This is a genomic window from Desulfoprunum sp. (assembly GCF_053613775.1).
In genome coordinates this window covers 50,918-70,408 of sequence record NZ_JBSHXH010000003.1, presented here as the reverse complement: position 1 = coordinate 70,408, position 19,491 = coordinate 50,918, and the positions used below count along the sequence as shown (strand labels likewise).

Sequence of the window (19,491 nt, the reverse complement as noted above, 5' to 3'; positions counted from 1 at the left end):
CTGGTTTAGGAAGGAAGTATCAGAACAGGTATCCGTAACGGATGCCGAGTGTATCCAGCCCTTCATTGGGGTCGACGGTATAGCCGTTGGAGACGTGGTCGAACATCAGGAAAATCCTGTTGTGCGCCGACAGTGCGTAACCGAACTCGAGGGAGAAGTGGAGCAGGACCCTGCTGCCGAGTTCCTTCCTGTCCACAGCCTGCGGATTGTCGATTTCGCCGTCATGGATGGCCATCCCGGCGCCGAGATCGAGCATGCACCCATTTCGCCAGAGGAACTGCCAGACGCCGCCGGTATAGATTTTGCTGGTCGCCCCCGTGTCATTAATCGAAACACCGATATTCGGCCGAATCTGCCCGCCCCACAGGGGGTAGGCCGGGGTCAGGACGATCTCGGCGTTCACATCCGTGCCGGTTTCATACGACGAACCGCTCCACAGGTTATCGGTATCGTGGTCGAGGATACCGACACGGATTTCATGCAGTACATCGCTGTTGTCTCCGGCGTGGGCAACCAGCGGTCCGAAAGGGAGGCGGGATGAGATCAGAGAGGCAGCGACGCAGAAAAGAAGGCACAATGCCTCTGGGCCTCTCGTCATTTCCTCCCCCTTTCATGAAATGCCGACCAATAGCTGCCCTGATCCGCCTGCCATACGGCCTGATGCAGCCAGTCGAGAGACTCCCGGTCACGGGCAAGCATGGCGATTTCCCGAGGGGACAGGGCCGCGGGTCCTTCCTTGAGGCAGACATCCCGAAGTTGCAGCAGAAAATCATATCCGGCCCCGCCTCGATGCCGCCGTCCCAGAAATTGATGGAGCTTGTTCAGCGCCGGGTCGATGACGGCCTCCTCAAACGCCGTCAAACCCTGCCATCCGCCCCCGGTCACGGCAAGGGGATGCAGGTCGGCGAGCAGGGCACACCCTTGCATTTCTGCTGGAACGCTGAGCAGCTTAAGTTTCCGCAGCGATTGGCCCAGCGATACCCGGCCGAGCAGCAGGGAGAGAGGGACCGCCAGGATCAGCGGGATGACCACCGGCAGTGACCAGAGAAAGAACATCATATCCAGGCGATAGGCGAAGCCGGCCCAGGCGCAGGCGATGATCGACCCCGGCAGCTGACTCGTCAGGGTCGGGCGCCAGCCGGTTTCACCGGTGCGGTTCTGGCCGGCCCAGGACAGATTCAGGTTGCAAAGGGCCTCCACCACAAAGCGGCAATGGGCCACCATGCGGATCGGGGCGAGGATGGCGGAAATCAAGGTCTCCAGTGCCAGGCTGACGGGCAGCCGCACGATCCCCCCGAAATCGGCGGTCCGCCGGGTGCGCAGCACATCGAGTACGGCCAGCAGTTTCGGCAGGAAGAGGAGGACAAAGGTGTTGGAGGCGAGGGTGAGGGCGAGTTCGGGATGCCATTCCGGCCAGGCCGGGAAGGGACTGTGGCGGGCGGGAAAGTAGTTGATCGGGCTGAGGGCGAGGCGGCTGGCCTCCAGGGTGGAGAGGAGGAGAAAGGCCAGCCACAGGGGAGAGGCCAGATAGGACATGATGCCGTTGAGGAAGGCCATGCGGTGGGCCATCCTGATCCGGCTGGCGAAGAAGATCAGCCAGAGATGCTGGAGATTGCCCTTGGCCCAGCGTTTGTCGCGGGTGAGATCCTCCACCAGGGTGGGCGGGGACTCCTCATGGGACTGGCCCAGTTCCGGCTCGAGCCAGACCTCGTAGCCGCCGCGGACCATGTAGGCCGCCTCGACAAAGTCGTGGCTCATGATCGCCCCGCCGAACAGCCCCTTGCCGGACAGCCGTTCCAGGCCGCAATGGCGCATGAAGGGTTCGTTGCGCAGGATGGCGTTGTGTCCCCAGTAGGCGGCCTCACCGAGCTGGAGGGCGGCAAGGCCGGCGGTGAACACAGGGCCGTAGAGATGACTGGCAAACTGGTGGGCCCTGGCGAACAGCGACCTGGCGTTGATCAGGGTCGGGCCGCTCTGGAGGATGCCGACCGCCGGTTCGACCTCCATCAGGCGCACCATCCGGACGATGGTCTCTCCGCCCATCAGGCTGTCGGCATCCAGCACCAGGGTGTAGCGGTAATTACGCCCCCAACGGCGAAAAAAATCGGCGATATTGCCGCTCTTGTACTTCAGGTTGAGCTGGCGCCGGCGGTAGAACAGGCGCCCATCCGCGCCCAATTCCCGGCACAGGCGATACCAGGCGCGTTGTTCGGCCAGCCAGACCTCGGGATCGCGACTGTCCGACAGGATGAAAAAATCAAAATATTCCAGGTGTCCGGTGGCCTCCAGGGAACGATAGACGGCCCGCAGACCGCCGAAGGTCCGCTCGATCGGTTCGTGGTATATCGGCATGATGACGGCGGTGCGGGCAAGGGGGATATCGCCGAGGCTGTGGGGCGGGTGTCGCTGCAGCAGCGACATCCGGTCGCCGCCGCCCAGACGGACGAAAAAACCGTAGATGCCGAACCAGGAACCGACCGAAATCCCGAAAAAAAGCAGGGAGAAGACGAGGGCCAGACAGATTTCCAGGAGATCTCCGCCGTGGTAGGGGAGAACCCTGATCATCGCATAGGTGGCGATGCCGCACTGGCTTGTTACCACCAGCGTCAGAATAGTCCGGCGCAGTCGCGCGCGTTTGCGCCAGGGCGTGGGGTGAGCGGCGTGCATGGGTGGATCTGCGGTGAGGATGCCGGCACTTTCTTTACGCATTCTTCCTACCAATAGCCAATGCTCCCCCGATTGACGGGAGGACAGGGGACGGGCAACGGGCTGTCGGGCGCCTCGAGGCGTTGCGGCAGTTCGACGACCACCCGGTCGAGGGCATCACGGGAATCGCTGACGAGTATTTCCTCGATCATCTTCAAGGTGGTGAGCGCCGTATCGCGGGTCAGCACGATGCCGCTCTGTCTGAGGTAGCCGAACGTTCTGGTAAAAAGGTCTTCATAGACGCATTCCTGCATGTCAATCTCCTTGCCTGCGCATATCGTTGTCCGCCGCCAGCCTGTAGGTCCAGGTTTCGGTCAGCGTTTCCTGATCCTGCTTCAAATAGGCGCGAAGGTCCAATGGACCGTCAGCGGCCGGTTTTGCCAGCATCGACAGCCGCCAGCAGCGTTGCGTCGGGACATATTCAACGTAGTGATCGAGCACCTCGCCGTTCTCCAGGGCGGTCACCGCGCCGACTATTTTTGCCCGGGGAGAAAGCTTGTCGAGGGGGCCGCCGGCAAAATCGACGATAAAGCGGTAGGCGCCGGCGCTTGCGCCCCCGCCGGTGCGGTTGCCATCGCCGACCAGGGTCTTGATCGCCTGCCCCATCGGTTCCCCGACAATCGCGGAATTGCCGAACTGCAGCGTGTATTCGAGCGTGAACGGTTCCCCGGCGGCTACCTGTTCCGCCGGGGTCCAGAAGGCGACGATGTTGTCATTGGTCTCGTTCGGTGAAGGCAGCTGGACCAGCACCACCTGCCCCTTGCCCCAGTCGCCCTGCGGCTTGACCCAGGCGCTGGGGCGAAGATGGTACTGGGCTTCCGTGTCTAGATAGTCGCGGAAATCAAGGTCCCGCTGGAGGAGACCGAATCCGCGCATGTTGGTGACGGCAAAGGCGTCCATCTGCAAGGTCCTGGGGTTGAGCAGCGGCCGCCACAGCCATTCTCCGCTCATCCCGTCGTGGATCAGCAGTCCGTCGGAATCGTGGACCTGGCGTCGCCATTCCCCGGGCGGTCGGGCGGTATTGTCGCCATAGTAGAACATGCTGGTCAGCGGGGCGATACCGGGCAGGTTCAAAGCGGTGCGGGGAAAGATCGTCGCCTTGATCGCCACACTCGTGGCCGGCCCGGGAGTGATCGTGAAGGCATAGGCCCCGGTCACGCTCCGGCCGTCGAGGAGGGCGTAGACCATGATCTCCTTCGCCGCCGGGGAAGGCCGTACCAGCCAGTATTCAACGAACGCGGGAAAGTCCTCCCCGGATGGCAGGCCGGTATCGAGGGCGAGGCCGCGGGCCGAGAGGCCGAAGGCGTTGTCCCTGCCGACGGCACGGAAATAACTGGCCCCGGCGAATACCAGGAACTGGTTGTGCTCCTCGGCGGTCTGCAGCGGATAGGTGAGTTTGAACCCGGCATAGCCGAGGTCCGGCGGGATCCGTTTCGCGAGATCGGGGTCGTCGCAGGTGAACAGCTCACGCCGGAAGGGCAGGGCATGGATTCCCTGGGCGTCGACGATGTTGATCGTCACGGGGTGGGTGTAAAAGAGGCCGGCCGGTATCGGCATGACTTCGAATCTGGAGGTGGATTCCCGCCACAGGCTCCGTTCGGGATCGAAGCGGATATCCTGGTACTGGTCGTAACTCAACTCCCGCATGAATTTGGGGATGACCTCGGGCGCCTCGTAGGACTCGGCGGCCAGGGCCCTGGCCTTGTCGACCACGGTTTGCAGGTCGAAGGCCGACACCGGTACGGGCGTCGCCAGGACCACCAGCCACAGCAGGAGGCCCGGGATGACCACAGCCCCTTGCCGGCGCGGCTTGAAAGACGGATTGTTCATAGTATGAGGTACGATTGCCTGGTACGGTTGCGGTATCGCTCGGGTTGGGGCCTTCAGGCCTTGCCGCCGGCCCGGTCGAGGGCGAGGGTGAAGGTCGAGAGTTGCGGCATGTCCTCCTTCCTTCCCAGCTGGTGCAGCCTGGTCGTTGTCTCGTGCAGCAGGGTGGCGAGCTGGGTGGCGATCTCGTTGGCATGGCGGCAGACCTGACGGGAGAGCTCCCGGGACCTGGCCGCGGCGCTATGGACAGCATCGATATTGGCCGGGACGGCGCTGCCGGCGGTCTCCGCCTGCCGGCCGGCAACGACAGGAGGGCTGTCGATGATGATGTTTCCGATGGCGACAATCCGGCTGTCGATTTCCTGCAGGGTACTGGTGAGGGTCGAATTCTCCCTTTCGATCTGTTCCACCCGGGCCATCGCCACCTTGGCGGCGTTACCGGTATTGAACGACAGCTCCCAGATGTCATTGGCGAATATCCCCAATTTCTGCGTTGCATCCCCACCCCGCTCCGCCTGGATCGTCGCGTTCATGGCCAGGAATTTGGTCTGCCCGGCGATTTCCCGCACCGCGGTGATGGTATCGCCGATCTCCCCGATCGGGGCGGTCATTCGCTCCAGGATGATGCGGGAATCCCTGCTGCGGTCAAGAATGTCCTGAACCGCCGTTTCCCGGGTCTCGATCTGTCCGCCATCGTCCCCCGCCATCGCCTGACGGTGAGGTGGTTGCGACTGATCGGCCGGCTGACCGGCATGCACGGGGATGGCGCCGGACTGGATTTCGACCGCGGCGGCCTGTTCCGACAGCCGCGCCGACATCTCCACCAGTTCCCGGGCCCGGCCTTCGAGGGTGTGGATCACGCCGGCGACCATGTCGATCGATTCATCGACAATCGACTTGTCCCTGGTCCGGCGAAGGTTTTCGTTCTGCAGTTTGATCAGCACCTCGCGGAAATGACCGATGGCCTCGGAGAGCACGCCGATCTGGTCGCGGTGGTTGCGGCCGGGAACCGCTGCGAAACTGCCGGGGTTGAGTTCCTCGAGCGATTGGGCCAGTCGATGCAGAGGACGGTCGACGATGAGCCGGACGAGGAAAAAGATGATCGCCATATTGGCGATGATCGCCACCACTCCCATGCCGAGGGTGAACTGACGCACCTTCGTCCGGGTTTCGGCCAGTTGCCGCTCCTTGGCCCTGATTTCATCGACGGTATAGAGAATCTCGTTCCTCGACAGTTCGGCCTTCAGGCCGATGTCGGCGGATCTGCGGGACAGTTCCCGGATCCGGGTCCGGAGTTGTTCGGGAGACAGGGCCTGCTCCGACAATGCGGCGATCGTCGCCGCAACCCGGGTGGCATCCCCGGTCGGGTCGGCGGCAGCCAGGTGTTTTCGCTCGACGGACTCGGTAAATGCCCCGGCGGCATCGATGACGCCGTAGGACAGCAACACCCCGTCCGCGGTCGGCTGGATGACAAATTCCCCGTTGGCGAGATCGCGTCGCTCCTGCCGCGAATAGTGGCGCTGATAGTTGTCTCTCCCGGTCAAGACCTCGTTGTCGACGACCCGGAAATCGCGCTCGATCGACTCGAGGACGGCTTGGCGATCATTGCTTCTGAACAGTGCCGGCAGGGACAGGAATTCGTTCTGCAGGTCGACGATGGTCCGGCGGAGATGATCGCTCAGTTCCTCCCGGATCACCAGGACCTCGTTGACCGTCCGTTCCACCGTGGCATTGGCCTGCAGGTTGATGTAGAGCAGCGAGCCGATGACGATATTGGAGGCGAGGGCCACCCCGACCAGGATCCTGGCGCCCACCGAGGTTTGCTGCCTATTGCCGAGCTTCTTTGCGTTATCCATATTTGCAGTGTCCATGTATTTCCTCGAAGTATGGCGGGGCGGAGTCGATTCCCGTCACCGCCGCCGCAATGCATCTCTTTGTCTGAAGACACTACCTGGAAAATATTGGGACCGTGTTAAAATCCGGTTATGAAAAAGATGGACGGCCAGGCCGAGAACAAGGCCATCGGGACCGGGCCTGACCGCCGGTATCGGGCAACGCCCGTCGGGTTGCCGGTCTTACAGTGGCGGTTGCAGCGCCTCGACCGGCACCCGCTGCAGCCCCGCACCGGCAAAGAGGCGTTGAGTGTCGCCGATCAACCGGGGCTTGACTTCACCGTCAAGCGTCAGCCCCAGTCGGCCACGCTCACGGGCGAAGGCGGCCACCGTTTGCCAGAGCTCGGCGGCCGGCTGAGGCGGCACAAGGGAGATCGTTCGGCCGAAGAAATAATCCTGCCTGGTCGCCTGCGCCTTGTGCACGGCGATGGTGTAGGAGGCATCGGCCGCAATCGACTCCTGCGGACCATAATATAAGAAGTCCCGCAGTGCCCGTCTTGCCCGGATCAGATCCCCGCCTTTTACCCGCATCAGGTAGAGACTGCTGGTGCCGTTGGTTCCTGCCGGTTCACGTTCGACCTTGAAGGTGTCGAACAGGTTTTGCCGGGTGAGGGGCCCCCGCCACTGGTCCCGCCAGACACTGGCAGGATTGACGAACGCCGCATCGACGCCCGGAAGGCTGGCGGCGGCGAGGGCGGCGAGACCGGCAATCTCCAGCCGGCTCCGGTCCTTCGTCACGGTCGCGACGATCTCGTCCATCTCAGCCCCGTAGCGGTGCAGGAAACCGGCCACCGCCCGATCAACCCCGGCGTCGGCAGGGATGAGGCCGGTTCGGTTGCGGACGAGGCGATAGTCGCTTGCGGCGATGCGCCTGGTGCCGAGGTCGTAATCCAGATCGATCCTGCCGATGTGGTCGGCGTTGGCACCTGCATGGACAATCCGGGTCCCCTTGACCCGGATGGCCTTGTCGAGGACGGTGTGGCTGTGGCCGCCGAGAATCAAGTCGATGCCGTCCGTGGCCATCGCCATCAAAATGTCGTCGGTGATGCCCAGGTGACTCACCAGGACGAGCAGGTCGACCGCGGCGCGGTGCTCGGCGATGATCCGCCTGGCGATGCCGATGTGATCGTAATCCGAGACAAGGGCCGGAACTTCGGAATAGATGGGGCCGTCGTGCTGGCGACCGGTACCATCGTAGGGGCGGGCGGTCAGGCCGAAGAATCCTATTTTCACACAGCCCACCTGCAGCTCGGCGTAATCGGTCCAGGGCTGCTGATCGCTTTTCGCTTTGTCGCCGCTGCGGTCGGCCAGTCGGGAGTTGGCCGACAGCACCACCGCCCGGGGGTCATCGCCGTACTGCAGCACCTCCTCCAGGCCCCAGGCAAAATCGTGATTGCCGAGGGTCCGGACGTCGAAACCGAGGGCCTTGACGATCTCCCGGGTCGACTGGCCGCCGCTGAGCTCCTCGGCCACCGAACCTTTCTCGTAATCGTCGCCGCCGTTGGTGAACACGGTGTAGGTATTTTCCCTTTTCACCGCTTCATAGTAGCCGCGGATCCGCCCGACAGGGGTTTCACTGTTGGGCTCCGGGTTGTACCTGGCATGGATGTCGGAGACATGGACAAAGGACAGCCGCTGCATCGCCGCGTTTGCGCTGCAGGTCGGCCAGCGGTTGCCGGGGGCCTGTGGTTCCGCCCGGACCTGGCCGACCGCAAGTGTTGCCATGGCAAGAGTCAGGACCAAGGGCAGCAACCAACAGGCGGAGGGAGGTTCGATCAAAACCTTGCGGGAATCGTAATTGCCCATATTGATCTCCATTGTCGTAGCGATTCGAGAGGAAAACCTGCGAACGCCCTGGTTTCGGCTTGACCCGTCCGTTCTCCGGACACATCGATAAGCTACATCATGGAGACTCAATGTTTGTTTACGATCAGATTCTGTTCAAAATTCTGCCAGGGAAATGTCAGGACTGGACAGGGTACGGTGCAGTCGCCGCCGGGCCTAACCGTGCCGTTACCTGATCTTATCCATTTTCTAACCTCTATAGGGCAAACTCCTTGTGTAGGGTGATTGCCGCATGCCTTCGACTTCAACCCACCTTCGCCGACTTCTTGCCACAGCCTGAAAACCGAAGAACAACCACCTCTCTCCCTCATGAGGAATGCCATGCCGAAAAAGAAAAAGATTTTCATCCTCGATACCAACGTCATCCTCCACGACAGCACCTGCATCTATAATTTTGAGGAACACGACATCATCATTCCGATTCCTGTGCTGGAAGAGCTGGATCAGTTCAAGAAAGGCACCCAGATCATCAATTATCATGCCCGCGAATTCGTCCGCGAACTGGACAGACTGAGCGGTGGCGGCAGCAGATTGTTCAACGGCAGTATGGCCCTCGGCGAAGGCAAGGGGGTGCTCGCCATCCGTCTCGACAAGGAGATGCATCCCGACCTGAAGTTCATCTTTTCGAATCCGGAAAAGAAAGACCATCGGATCATCAACATCGCCTACCACATCATGCAGAAAAGCAGGAGTCATCCGGTGGTCATCGTCAGCAAGGATGTCAACCTGCGGATGAAGGCACGCTCGATCCGGCTGATGGCAGAGGATTACACCACCGACTATGTCCGCGATCCAGCTCATCCTTATTCCGGATGCCATTACGAGGAAAACCTGCCCTCTGAAATCATCGCCAAACTCTATGGACACGAGGGGCAACTGACCGAGCAGGAGTATAGCCCGACACCCGCCCTTCTGCCCAACCAGTATCTGGTCCTGCGCAACGGCAAAAAATCGGCCCTCGCCACCTATGGACCGGGCCCCGACGGAACGAACGGCTATGTCATCAGGCGGGTGACCAAGGAAAGCGTCTATGGCATCACCCCGCGCAATGTCGAACAGACCTTTGCCATCCACGCCCTGCTGAACCCGGAGGTGAAGCTGGTGACGATTTCCGGCAAGGCCGGCACCGGCAAGACGCTGCTGGCGCTCGCCGCTGCCCTGGAGAGCCGATCGGCATACCATCAGATCCTGCTGACCCGGCCGCTCATTCCCCTGTCGAACCGGGATATCGGCTTTCTGCCCGGCGACATCGCCAGCAAGATCAAACCGTTCATGCAGCCCCTGTATGACAATCTGGGCGTGATCCGCGGCCAGTTCTCGGAAAAACACGAGATGTTCCGGCGCCTCCAGGACATGCTCGAAGAGAACAAACTGGCCATCGAGCCCCTCGCCTACATCCGCGGCCGCAGCCTGGTGAAGATGTTCATGATCGTCGACGAGGCCCAGAATCTCACCCCGCACGAGGTCAAGACCATCATCACCCGGGCGGGAGAAGGGACCAAGATCGTCTTCACCGGGGATATCAACCAGATCGACCACCCCTACCTCGGCATCCACTCCAACGGCCTTTCCACGCTGATCGACAAGATGGCCGGACAACGGCTCTATGCCCACATCGATCTGCGCAAGGGCGAACGGTCGGAACTGGCGGAACTGGCGAGCAACATCCTGTAACGAGGGGCTCCACCGGGCGGGGGAAGGGGGCCGAGGCCCCCTCCGGTCGGGAGATCCGACGCGCCGGGGACGGCGGTCGGGGAGGGCTTATTTGATGGAGACGAAGATCGGGTTGCTGTAGAACCACAGATCGTTCCAGGCCTCCTGGGCGCCGTCGATGCCCAGGTTCTGCGTTACCAGAGCGTCCGGCAGCGGATTGCCGGCGTTATCGGTCTCGTACTGGGTGTCCGGCGCCAGGTTCGTGCCGCGCAGACGGAAGTACACGCTCTTATTTACATTTTTGAGGTGATAGACGATGACGTTATTGCCATCCCCGTCCGTTGTCCAGTCGTTGGCAGCGAAGGTGGCGATAACCCTGGTGGTCGGATTGGTGGGTTTGTCATACTGACCGGAACTCGGATCTATCATCCCCTTGATATCGCCGGCGATCAGGTCGATGTGGTCGACTATCGGATCAGCGCAAGCGGTGATGTAGTTGTTACGCTCGCAATTGTTGGTTGCCGGGCTCTTGAAGGTGATCTTGATCTCGAGGTCCTCGATTTTGCCTTTCGCCTCCAGCTCGCCGCCCATGCTGACCTTGCGGCTGTTGTCCCGGGCCTCGAACTCAAGCTGGGTGATCAGGTCGCCATGGGCGAAATAGCTGTTACCGGACCGCATGCCGTTCGCGATCTCGTTGTAGGAGTAGGCGCCGTCACCGTCCTGATCCACGGCATAGACCCAGGTCTTCTGGTATTCGCCGGGATAGAAGTCATCGCCGCCGGCGGTATAGTGTTTGTGGTAATCGGAGTTGGCGAAGTTGAACCAGCGTCGCCCTTCGCCCAGCATCGCGTCCCACAGTCCGCCCACCCGGGCGGTGTAGTAGCCGACCCCGCCGTAGGTTCCGCCGAAATCTCCTTCTTCCGATTCGCACACGCCACCTCCATTGCAGGTGACGGCGTTGCCGAAGCCGCGGTCAGAGTTGACCTGGTGACCGGGGGCGCCTTCGAAACCGAAGGCTACGTCCGGCCCGGCGGTATTGAAGTCACGGAAATCGTTGACATCGTAGCCGCCGGTCGCCGCTATGCCATTGCGCTCGATATGGGCGAAGATGATCCAGGCGTTGTCGATGCCTCCCTTCTCGTACTGACCCTGCATCCATTGACAGGCGGCGACGGCATCGGCGTGGGTGACGTTGGTCTTGGTCAGTGGGAGGTACGGATCCATACTGTCATCAATAATATCGCCACTTGTATCTTTGTCCGATTTGTCGAACTGGTATTCGAAGGCGCTGATGGCGCTCGCGTCCTCGGCCATGTCCTTGGCCACGATGGCGGTGCTGCAGTGCTCATGGCCCGGGACATTCCACTCGAAACCTGAAAACACCTTTTTCTCCTGATAGGATTCGCGGGTGTCGAGAATCTGCGGGAACACGAAATCGCGCAGGCTCTGCCACCGCCACATGATCCGGTGCTTCGGATCACCGCTGTAAGCTATATCCCCCAGGATAGTGACATCATTTCTTTCATCCCAAAAGACTCCGTTCCCATCCCGGTTGCGACCGCCGCCATGCTCGGAGTTGGCCCACCAGTTCAGGCCATACTCGTTGCTCTTCTCCATGACGAAGTCGAAGGTGGTGCTGCCGTCGGTGTACAGGGTGTGCTGGTGAAAATCGCCCGACAGCCATTTGCCATCCTGTTGGCCATTCGTGGCGGCGCCGGCCGTCGCCAGGCACAGCGACGATGTAACCAGGGTGCCCAAGGCGGCGATGGCGCACAATTTCTTCGTTGATCCTTTCATTTTCCCCTCCAGATAGTCGTTCTTTTCGTTGTGACGAACAGTATCGACCGCTCGGCGGAGTTGCGCATGATGAAGATTGCGGTGTCCCGCGACCCGGTCGATCCTGTTCGCATCCGTAGTTGCCGGCGGCTGAACCTCGCCCCGACATTGCTATTGTAGGGAGGTAGATGTGAGGATCGGGTTATTCTCTCGATAGACTATGGTCAAATTTTCAATGAGGGTTGTCAACGAGCTGCGGGGCCCGGCGCAACCGTGGGGATTGCGGGAGGATTCCGACCGGTCCTGATCGATTCTTCATATAAAGCTCATCAAATCCTGACCCGTTTCTCACATTCTCTTCTTAAAATTATCCGATTGTGGTTCCGCTTGGCGCAGCAGCAGTTCTTTCTACTGTTCGCCCGTAATACCGGGGAGACGACCCGGGATGGGCCAAGGATTTGTGATCGGGACGCGCCGGGCTTTCAAGCGGAGAGAGATCGCACCGACTTCGGAGGGATAATGCGAATTGTACGGCAATCGTCGGAATGGAAACTGATCTGCCTTGATGGGACGGAATATGAGCTGAAGCAGCACAATGGTTTCAGTATCGAGTTCATGGCCGCCAATGACGAGGACGCGCTGGAAGAGTTGAACAAATTTCTACCGGTGCCACCTTCAGTGTATGATGGCCTCACTCCCTGATCGGCAAAAATTGTCTTCACCTGTCGAACGGATACATCACACAAACTTCAACCGGCAGCATCGTCCATGAGCGGAAGACGCGGAGCGAAAACCGGACATCCCCGTCAGGCCGAGCTCGAACGGCTGTTAGCCGAATTGACCGCCATCCGGACGGAGATGGTTCAGGAGGCGGTCAAAGCCCAGGCCCTCCTGGACAACATCGACCCGCGCTTTCGCGCCAGCGCCCGCAATCTCCTCCATTACCTTGTCCTGCGCCGCCGCGATCTCCGCCCATTGCAGACGCGTCTGGCCGAGTTGGGCCTGTCCTCGCTGGGACGCGCCGAATCGCATGTTCTGGCGGCGATCGACGCCGTGCTCGACACGCTGCACCGGCTGACGGGGGCGATCCCGCCCACGACGGCCGGGGAGCCGGAGTCGGTCGGGTTTTCGCAGGGCACGGAATTGCTGGTCGACCATACCAATTGCCAATTCGGCCCGCCGCCACCCGACCGCTGGGTGCGGATCATGGTCACCATGCCCAGTGTCGCGGCGGAAGATTACGGCCTCATCCACGCTCTGCTCCAGCACGGCATGGACTGCATGCGGATCAACTGCGCCCACGACGACGAGGCGGCCTGGCTGAAGATGATAGAACACCTGCGCCGGGCCGAGCAGGCCCTGGGGCGGTCCTGCCGGGTGGTGATGGATCTGGGCGGGCCCAAGTTGCGGACCGGGGGGATAAGGGCAGGACAGGCGGTCCTCCGGATCCGACCGCGGCGCGACCGGTATGGCCGCGTGGTCGAACCGGCGCGGGTGTGGCTCGACGCCAGGTCCGCGCCGTGTCCGCCGCCGGTTCCCGCCGCCGCCTGCCTGGCGGTGCCCGATGCCTGGCTCGCCCGATTGCGCCTGGGGCATCACGTCCACTTCATCGATGCCAGCGAGTCGCGGCGGGTCATGACGGTCAGCGAAACCACCGACCATGGATGCCTGGCCGAGCTCCACAAAACGGCCCATATCGTCGCCGCGACGATCCTCCGCTACAAGACGGGGCAGGACGATGACACCTGGCATGAGGCCTCGATCGGCGATCTGCCCCCGGGCGAGAGGGCGATCATTCTGCAGAAAGGCGACCTGCTCATTGTCACCCGCACAACCGACGAGGGCCATCCGACCGTCCACGACTCGGTCGGCAACGTCCTGACCCCGGCCACCATCGGCAGCACCATCCCGGAGGTGTTCAACGACGTCCGGGAAGGAGAACCCGTCTGGTTCGATGACGGTAAACTCGGCGGCATCATCGAACGGATCGACCAGGATCATGTCGATGTCCGCATCACCCATGCCCGTCCAGGCGGCGACACACTGCGGCCCGACAAGGGGATCAATCTCCCCGAGAGCCGGCTTGCCCTCTCGTCCCTTACCGCCAGGGACATCGACGATCTCCGCTTCGTCTCCCGTCATGCCGATGTCGTCGAACTGTCCTTTGCCAATAGCGCCAGGGATGTCGAGGAGTTGCAGCGGCACCTGGAAACGATCGGCGGGCGGCAGCCGGCAGTGGTCCTCAAGATCGAGACCAGGCGCGGCTTTGAAAACCTGCCCGACATGCTGTTGACGGCAATGCAGTTTTCGTGCTGCGGGGTGATGATCGCCAGGGGCGATCTGGCGGTGGAATGCGGCTTCGATCGCCTCGCCGAGGTCCAGGAGGAAATTCTCTGGATCTGCGAGGCCGCCCATGTGCCGGTGATCTGGGCGACCCAGGTCCTGGAGACCCTGGCCCGCAAAGGCATCCCCTCCCGGGCCGAGATCACCGACGCGGCGATGAGTCATCGAGCGGAATGTGTCATGCTCAACAAGGGGCCCAATGTGGTCACCGCCCTGCAGCTGCTGGACGACATCCTGCGGCGGATGCAGGCGCATCAGGACAAGAAGCGCTCCATGCTGCGGGCCCTGCATCTGGCCCATACCTTGACCGAACAACAGTGATCCGTCGGCGTTCAGCCCGGTTCATGATGCATTCCTGCAGGCGTGGTACCACGCTGCATCAAAGAGACCAAAACGCCCTCCTCTAACCCAATCCTCATCAAGTATTAACTCCAGGCAAACACGCAACCTTTACTCTATCGACAACAGCAAAGGCAGCGCCCTGCCGCGGGACGGCCTTCACCACTGTGCCGCCCGATGCAAAGAGATACCACCTGACAATCGATGCAGTCAACAACCTGAGAGGAGAACACAATGAACACACGCAGCATCTTTCTGGCCAGCGCCCTGACCATGACCCTGATCAGTACCGGTACCGCCATGGCGGCCCGCGACTCGATCGCCATCGTCGGCTCGTCCACCGTCTACCCCTTCGCCACCGTCGTCGCCGAGCAGTTCGGCAAGGGCTCCGCCTTCAAGACCCCGACGATCGAGTCGACCGGTACCGGCGGCGGCTTCAAGCTGTTCTGCGGCGGCGTTGGCGTCAGCTTCCCGGACATCTCCAACGCCTCCAGGGCGATCAAGGATTCCGAGAAGGAGACCTGTGCCAAAAACGGAGTCAATGAAATCGTCGAAGTGAAGATCGGTTATGATGGGATTGTCCTGGCCAACGCCAAGACCGCCGAACCGATGCAACTGACCCGCAAGGAGATTTTCCTCGCCCTGGCCAAGGAAGTGCCGGACCCGAACAATGACGGCAAGTTGATCGCCAACCCTTACAAGACCTGGAAGGAAATCAACCCGGCATTGCCCGACATCGCCATCGAGGTCCTCGGCCCACCGCCGACCTCCGGCACCCGTGACGCCTTCACCGAGATGGTGATGGTCGCCGGCGCCGAGGAGTTCGACTTCATCAAGGCGATGAGCAAAAGCGACAAGGACGCCTTCAAGCGGGTGAGCGAAACCGTGCGCGAGGACGGCGCCTATGTCGAGGCCGGCGAGAACGACAACCTGATCGTCCAGAAGCTGCAGGCCAACCCCAAGTCTCTCGGCATCTTCGGCTTCTCCTTCCTCGACCAGAACGCCGATGCCATCCAGGGTTCGCTGATCGAGGGCGAGGCCCCGACCTTCGAGAACATCTCGGCCGGCAAGTACGCCGTTTCCCGTCCGCTCTTCATCTACGTCAAGAAGGCCCATGTCGGGGTGATCCCCGGCATCAAGGAGTACATCACCGAGTTTTCGAGCGAGAAGGCCTGGGGTGACGACGGCTACCTCGCCGACAAGGGGATGATCCCGATGCCGGCCGAAGAACGGAAAAAATACGCCGACGACGTCGCCAATCTCAAGACCATGTAATATTCTGTAGAGAGAAGGGCGGGCAGGAAACGCCATCACCACCGCCCGCCCTTCATCGCTGAACCGTTTCCACGATCGCCCGACGGCGACGGACGGCACGTGCTCCTGGAACTGATCGTTGCCATGTGCACCGTGCCGGGCGATAGGTCTGATGTTTACTGCACGTGAACCTTTTTCAGCGGGGGATCTGCGCATGTCACTCTTCAAGAAACCCTCACTATCCGGGCTGGTTCGGGAATCCCCTTTCGTTTCCATCCAGGAGCATATGCGGACGGTTTTTTCCTGCATCTGCCTCATCCCCCCGCTCTTCGACGCCCTGTACCGCAAGGATTTGGCCCAGGTCCATGATTTTGCCGCCCAGATCGACCAGCTCGAGACCGAGGCCGACCGGATCAAGACCAACTTCCGGCTGAATACGCCCAAATCGCTGTTTCTGCCGGTGGACCGGGAAGACCTGCTTGACCTGATCGCCGTCCAGGATCACCTCGCCGACACCGTCGAGGAGATCGGCCAGATCCTCTGTTACCGCGACATGGAGGTGCCGGAGGCGCTCAAGGAGGTGCTCGACGAGCTGCTCGAAGGGACGATGGAGATCAGTTCCGAGGCCAAGGCGATCATCGAACAGCTCGATGAACTGCTGGAGGTGGGCTTCAACGGCCTCGAGGTGGATAAGGTCTCGGCGATGATCTCCGGCCTGCGTCGCGACGAGCACAATATCGACGCGATCCTGCACCGGCTGCGCCGGACCATGTTCACGCAGGAGAAGGAGCTCGACCCGATATCGGTGATGTTCTGGTACAAGCTCATCGATCGCCTCGGCAGCATCTCCGATCAAGCGGAAAACATCGCCGACCGCCTGCTGCTCTTTCTTTCCAAATAGGCACCGGGATACCGATGGAAATTTCTGAATGGAAAGGTGCTGCCCGAGGCGAGTCCGGCGATCATTTTTGTTATTACATCAAAATCTCCGATCCTTAACATCTCCTCCCCCAGCGTTGAATTTCTGCGAGATATGGCATGCTCGTGGCATCGCCTCCTCTTCGGTTCCTACGGCAACTGTGCCGCCGGTACCTCACGGGTGAGCATCAAATCGCGGATCTTGCAGCCAAGCGCTGCGATGACTTACAAAAGTGCCGTCTGGCCATGAAGCAGGTGGGGGCATGATCTTGGTTTTGATCGATGAAGAAGGTCTGCTCAATGTCATTTCCATCATGCTTCAACTCCATGTTTGGAGTGGCGTATCATTCCGGCATGCAGACGTAATCCGAGGCCCTTGATCACCTTCATTATCGTGGCAAATTCCGGGTTGCCGTCAGTGCTCAACGCCCTATACAATCCCTCCCGAGAAAACCCGATCTCTCTGGCCAGCTTCGACATATTACGGGCTTTGGCGATATCCCCCAGAGCCGCACGCACAAGGCTGCCGTCTCCCGGATCGTCGTCAAGGCATGCTTCGAAGTAGGCCATGATGTCCTCTTCCGTTTTAAGATGGTCCGAGGCGTCCCATCGGGTGAATTTCTCTGCCATGTTCAGTCCCTCCATTCTTTCGCCAGGGCAAGAGCCTTGTCAATGTCGGCGCTCTGGCTGCTTTTTGTCGCCACCGGACAAGAGCACGATAAGTATCTGTCCCTTCCTGATGCAGTACAGCCGATAGCCGGGGTCGTAGTCGATCCGTAACTCAAGGAGTCCTTCCCTCAGCGGTTTCATATCCCCGAGATTTCCCAGCGACGCCCGGCGGATTCGTGCGGCAATTCGAGCTTGAGCCTGCCGGTCGCGCAACCGGGCAAACCACTCTTTGAAGGTTTCGCTCTGGATGATCTCCATATCACAACTGTAATCTATGGTTCACAGAAAAAAAAGGGGCTACTCTATCGCTGTAAGATGGTGGTCGTCTGCTGCTGTGATCGATCTGTCAGCATCGCCCCGAGTATTCTTCTCGATTTTCCATCCAGGGGGGAAGAATATGAAGGACGAGTTTGAGGAGTTGATCGATACCGCCTTTGTTCTCAATGGCGACTACTCGATTTATGAAGTGATGGACCTAGACAGGCCCGGCCGCCATCGAACGGATGGTGGCGATGTATACGGCCCGCCAGATCTGAAAAGGATTGAACGGTACGTTGCTATCCTCGACCGGATCGGGGAATGGAGAGAACCGGCACCGTCTTGGCTTACTGAAACATGGAAGGGATCGGTCCTGCAGCGATCGCCTTTTTTGGCAGTATTACGGCATCTTGCAATGTGGCACTCGAGAGATAGTGGACGCCATCCTGGCAAAAAATGCAGCGCATGCTGGGTCAGCCGGCCAGAAGAAAAAAACCGAGCATCGTGCCGCTCGTCGACATTCGACGGCAACCATACACTGTAAGGATTCTCTTTCGGAAGGGGAAAACAGACAGGGTTGCTACAGCTTCTTCTTTATTAAACGTTATCTATATTGCTTGCGAGATACTATCCCGCGAATCGGCTTATCTTGGATGAAATTACGAACATTCAAAGCCGCCAATTCGACAGCTCTTCTAATTACGCCCGGAACCATCGCCGAATTGTGCGGCGAGCCAATGAAATTAGAAAGTTCGCAGAAAGGATGATCCATCTTAAATGTGCCGGCGCTGAAAGGTTCGACCCACCAGGCGTCGATGCCTGCCTTGAAATGAGGGTTATTCACAAGGTGTTCGAAAAGAGCGGTTTCGTCTATAAGTGCTGCTCGCGCTACGTTTACTAAGATGGCGTCCTGTTTCATCAACTCAAGCTCGTGACGACCTATGAGGTTTTGCGTTCGATTGTTTAGTGCAATGGAAAGGACGACAATGTCGGATTCCTTCAAAACGTAGTCAAGATCCTTCAACGTCCCGATGAAGTCCACCGCTTCCTGCGTCCTGCCGCTTGAGTTTATAGCATATATTCTACATCCCGGACATCGCAAAAGTTTCGCCGCCGCCTTTCCTATGCCACCGAAACCAATAATGCCGACCGTTGAACCGGACACCATCTTATTGATTTCAAACTGGTTGAATTCACCGCGTGCCAGCTTGTCGTGATTTTTCAGCAGCTGCTTTGCCAGGGCAAGCACCATAGCCAGTACGTGCTCCGCCATCGGTTCGGCGTAGGCGCCGACGTTGCTTGCGATCTTCACTCCTTCGGGGATATCGTCGAAGGGAACGTGATCGGCACCGGCCGAGAGAAGCTGCATGAAGCGCAACCGCGTAAGCAGCGGGTATTCATCCTTGGATAGTTCTTTTGGAGGGTTCCAGGAAAAAAGCACATCTGCCGCTTGCAGCGCTTTCTTTCTGTCTTCTTCGCTCAGATCACTCAGGAAAGAAAAGAATGTTCCTTCCGGAATTGTTTTGACCAACAACTCTTTTTCTTTTTCGTCAATATTAAAAGTTACGACAATGTGGTAATGTTCCGTTTTGGAATTCATAGATTTGCCTCCCTTTCTTGTTGTAAATTGCCTAAGCGCATGTAAATGATAGAAAACCTGGCCTTAAAGGATTCCGTTTTCGCAGACCCGGGAGGGATGATCTAGGGCTCCGAAAAAGCTTTGACTGATCTTTAGCAGTTAAGACTTTCGGCCCAACGGCCAGCGGGTGAATCGTACCGGCGATCCCCACCGCGGCCCGGGTGCTGAACAGGTTGAAGCCCAAGATATTGTCGAGTGCGATATCGTGTTCGCCGTTCCTGGCTGCAATGATTGACGAAGCCAGTTCCGGCAGCGAAGTGCCCACGGCGATGATGGTCTGGCCGATAATCGGGTCGCTGACCCCGAACCCATGAGCGATCTCCACCGCGCCCCAGACAAGGATGAGGGAGCTGACAATCAAATTGACACCCT

At 59.9% G+C, this 19,491-nt stretch carries 16 protein-coding genes and 1 pseudogene; 6 read left to right on the top strand and 11 right to left on the bottom strand.

Annotated features, from left to right (window positions below; genetic code table 11):
- Positions 1-19 precede the first annotated feature (19 nt).
- The 6 genes from ACWGKN_RS02815 to ACWGKN_RS02790 form a co-directional block, all read right to left on the bottom strand.
- A complete protein-coding gene (locus ACWGKN_RS02815; RefSeq protein WP_424255961.1) occupies positions 20-598 on the bottom strand; it encodes an acyloxyacyl hydrolase in 579 nt (192 codons plus the stop codon).
- Positions 595-2,709, bottom strand: coding sequence for a glucans biosynthesis glucosyltransferase MdoH (gene mdoH, locus ACWGKN_RS02810; protein WP_424255963.1), 2,115 nt, complete (start codon positions 2,707-2,709; stop codon positions 595-597). The genes ACWGKN_RS02815 and mdoH overlap by 4 nt, the downstream gene beginning before the upstream one ends.
- A 5-nt stretch (positions 2,710-2,714) precedes the next feature.
- Positions 2,715-2,960, bottom strand: a complete 246-nt coding sequence (locus ACWGKN_RS02805) for a hypothetical protein (protein WP_035229912.1) — start codon at positions 2,958-2,960, stop codon at positions 2,715-2,717.
- Position 2,961: 1 nt separating this feature from the next.
- A complete protein-coding gene (locus ACWGKN_RS02800) occupies positions 2,962-4,536 on the bottom strand; it encodes a glucan biosynthesis protein G (protein ID WP_452094655.1) in 1,575 nt (524 codons plus the stop codon).
- Between the two features lie 53 nt (positions 4,537-4,589).
- Complete coding sequence (locus ACWGKN_RS02795) at positions 4,590-6,389, bottom strand: methyl-accepting chemotaxis protein (RefSeq protein ID WP_452094654.1); 1,800 nt, start codon at positions 6,387-6,389, stop codon at positions 4,590-4,592.
- Positions 6,390-6,608: 219 nt separating this feature from the next.
- Complete coding sequence (locus ACWGKN_RS02790) at positions 6,609-8,231, bottom strand: bifunctional metallophosphatase/5'-nucleotidase (RefSeq protein WP_035229906.1); 1,623 nt, start codon at positions 8,229-8,231, stop codon at positions 6,609-6,611.
- Positions 8,232-8,591: 360 nt separating this feature from the next.
- Here ACWGKN_RS02790 and ACWGKN_RS02785 point away from each other — a divergent pair, with 360 nt between their 5' ends.
- Positions 8,592-9,944 carry a PhoH family protein gene (locus tag ACWGKN_RS02785; RefSeq protein WP_035229904.1) on the top strand — a complete coding sequence of 451 codons (1,353 nt, stop codon included), beginning with the start codon at positions 8,592-8,594 and terminating at the stop codon, positions 9,942-9,944.
- 87 nt (positions 9,945-10,031) lie between these two features.
- On the opposite strand, the gene ACWGKN_RS02780 is transcribed toward ACWGKN_RS02785, so the two are convergent.
- Positions 10,032-11,720, bottom strand: a complete 1,689-nt coding sequence (locus ACWGKN_RS02780; RefSeq protein WP_452094653.1) for a hypothetical protein — start codon at positions 11,718-11,720, stop codon at positions 10,032-10,034.
- Positions 11,721-12,218: 498 nt separating this feature from the next.
- On the opposite strand from ACWGKN_RS02780, the gene ACWGKN_RS02775 reads away from it, so the two are divergent.
- The 4 genes from ACWGKN_RS02775 to ACWGKN_RS02760 all read left to right on the top strand — a co-directional run bounded on the left by ACWGKN_RS02775 (position 12,219) and on the right by ACWGKN_RS02760 (position 16,536).
- Positions 12,219-12,401: a hypothetical protein gene (locus ACWGKN_RS02775; protein ID WP_452094652.1), complete on the top strand. Its 183-nt coding sequence runs from the start codon at positions 12,219-12,221 to the stop codon at positions 12,399-12,401.
- A 66-nt stretch (positions 12,402-12,467) separates the two neighbouring features.
- A complete protein-coding gene (locus ACWGKN_RS02770) occupies positions 12,468-14,363 on the top strand; it encodes a pyruvate kinase (RefSeq protein ID WP_452094651.1) in 1,896 nt (631 codons plus the stop codon).
- A 252-nt stretch (positions 14,364-14,615) separates the two neighbouring features.
- A complete protein-coding gene (locus tag ACWGKN_RS02765; protein ID WP_452094650.1) occupies positions 14,616-15,656 on the top strand; it encodes a substrate-binding domain-containing protein in 1,041 nt (346 codons plus the stop codon).
- 193 nt (positions 15,657-15,849) lie between these two features.
- Positions 15,850-16,536: a TIGR00153 family protein gene (locus ACWGKN_RS02760; RefSeq protein ID WP_035234325.1), complete on the top strand. Its 687-nt coding sequence runs from the start codon at positions 15,850-15,852 to the stop codon at positions 16,534-16,536.
- Between the two features lie 329 nt (positions 16,537-16,865).
- Here ACWGKN_RS02760 and ACWGKN_RS02755 read toward each other — a convergent pair whose 3' ends face one another.
- Both ACWGKN_RS02755 and ACWGKN_RS02750 read right to left on the bottom strand, forming a co-directional pair.
- Positions 16,866-17,183 carry an addiction module antidote protein gene (locus tag ACWGKN_RS02755; RefSeq protein WP_452094649.1) on the bottom strand — a complete coding sequence of 106 codons (318 nt, stop codon included), beginning with the start codon at positions 17,181-17,183 and terminating at the stop codon, positions 16,866-16,868.
- Positions 17,184-17,222: 39 nt separating this feature from the next.
- Positions 17,223-17,480, bottom strand: coding sequence for a type II toxin-antitoxin system RelE/ParE family toxin (locus ACWGKN_RS02750; RefSeq protein ID WP_035234327.1), 258 nt, complete (start codon positions 17,478-17,480; stop codon positions 17,223-17,225).
- Positions 17,481-17,619: 139 nt separating this feature from the next.
- Between ACWGKN_RS02750 and ACWGKN_RS02745 the strand changes: the two genes are divergently transcribed.
- Positions 17,620-18,024 carry a hypothetical protein gene (locus ACWGKN_RS02745; RefSeq protein ID WP_452094648.1) on the top strand — a complete coding sequence of 135 codons (405 nt, stop codon included), beginning with the start codon at positions 17,620-17,622 and terminating at the stop codon, positions 18,022-18,024.
- A 60-nt stretch (positions 18,025-18,084) separates the two neighbouring features.
- Here the strand turns inward: ACWGKN_RS02745 and ACWGKN_RS02740 are convergent, their stop codons facing one another.
- The gene (locus ACWGKN_RS02740) at positions 18,085-19,080 is read right to left on the bottom strand and encodes a 2-hydroxyacid dehydrogenase (RefSeq protein WP_035234150.1); all 996 of its coding nucleotides are present in this window, start codon (positions 19,078-19,080) and stop codon (positions 18,085-18,087) included.
- 142 nt (positions 19,081-19,222) lie between these two features.
- A pseudogene (locus ACWGKN_RS02735) lies at positions 19,223-19,486 on the bottom strand (sodium:calcium antiporter); the annotation flags it as partial.
- Positions 19,487-19,491 lie beyond the last annotated feature (5 nt).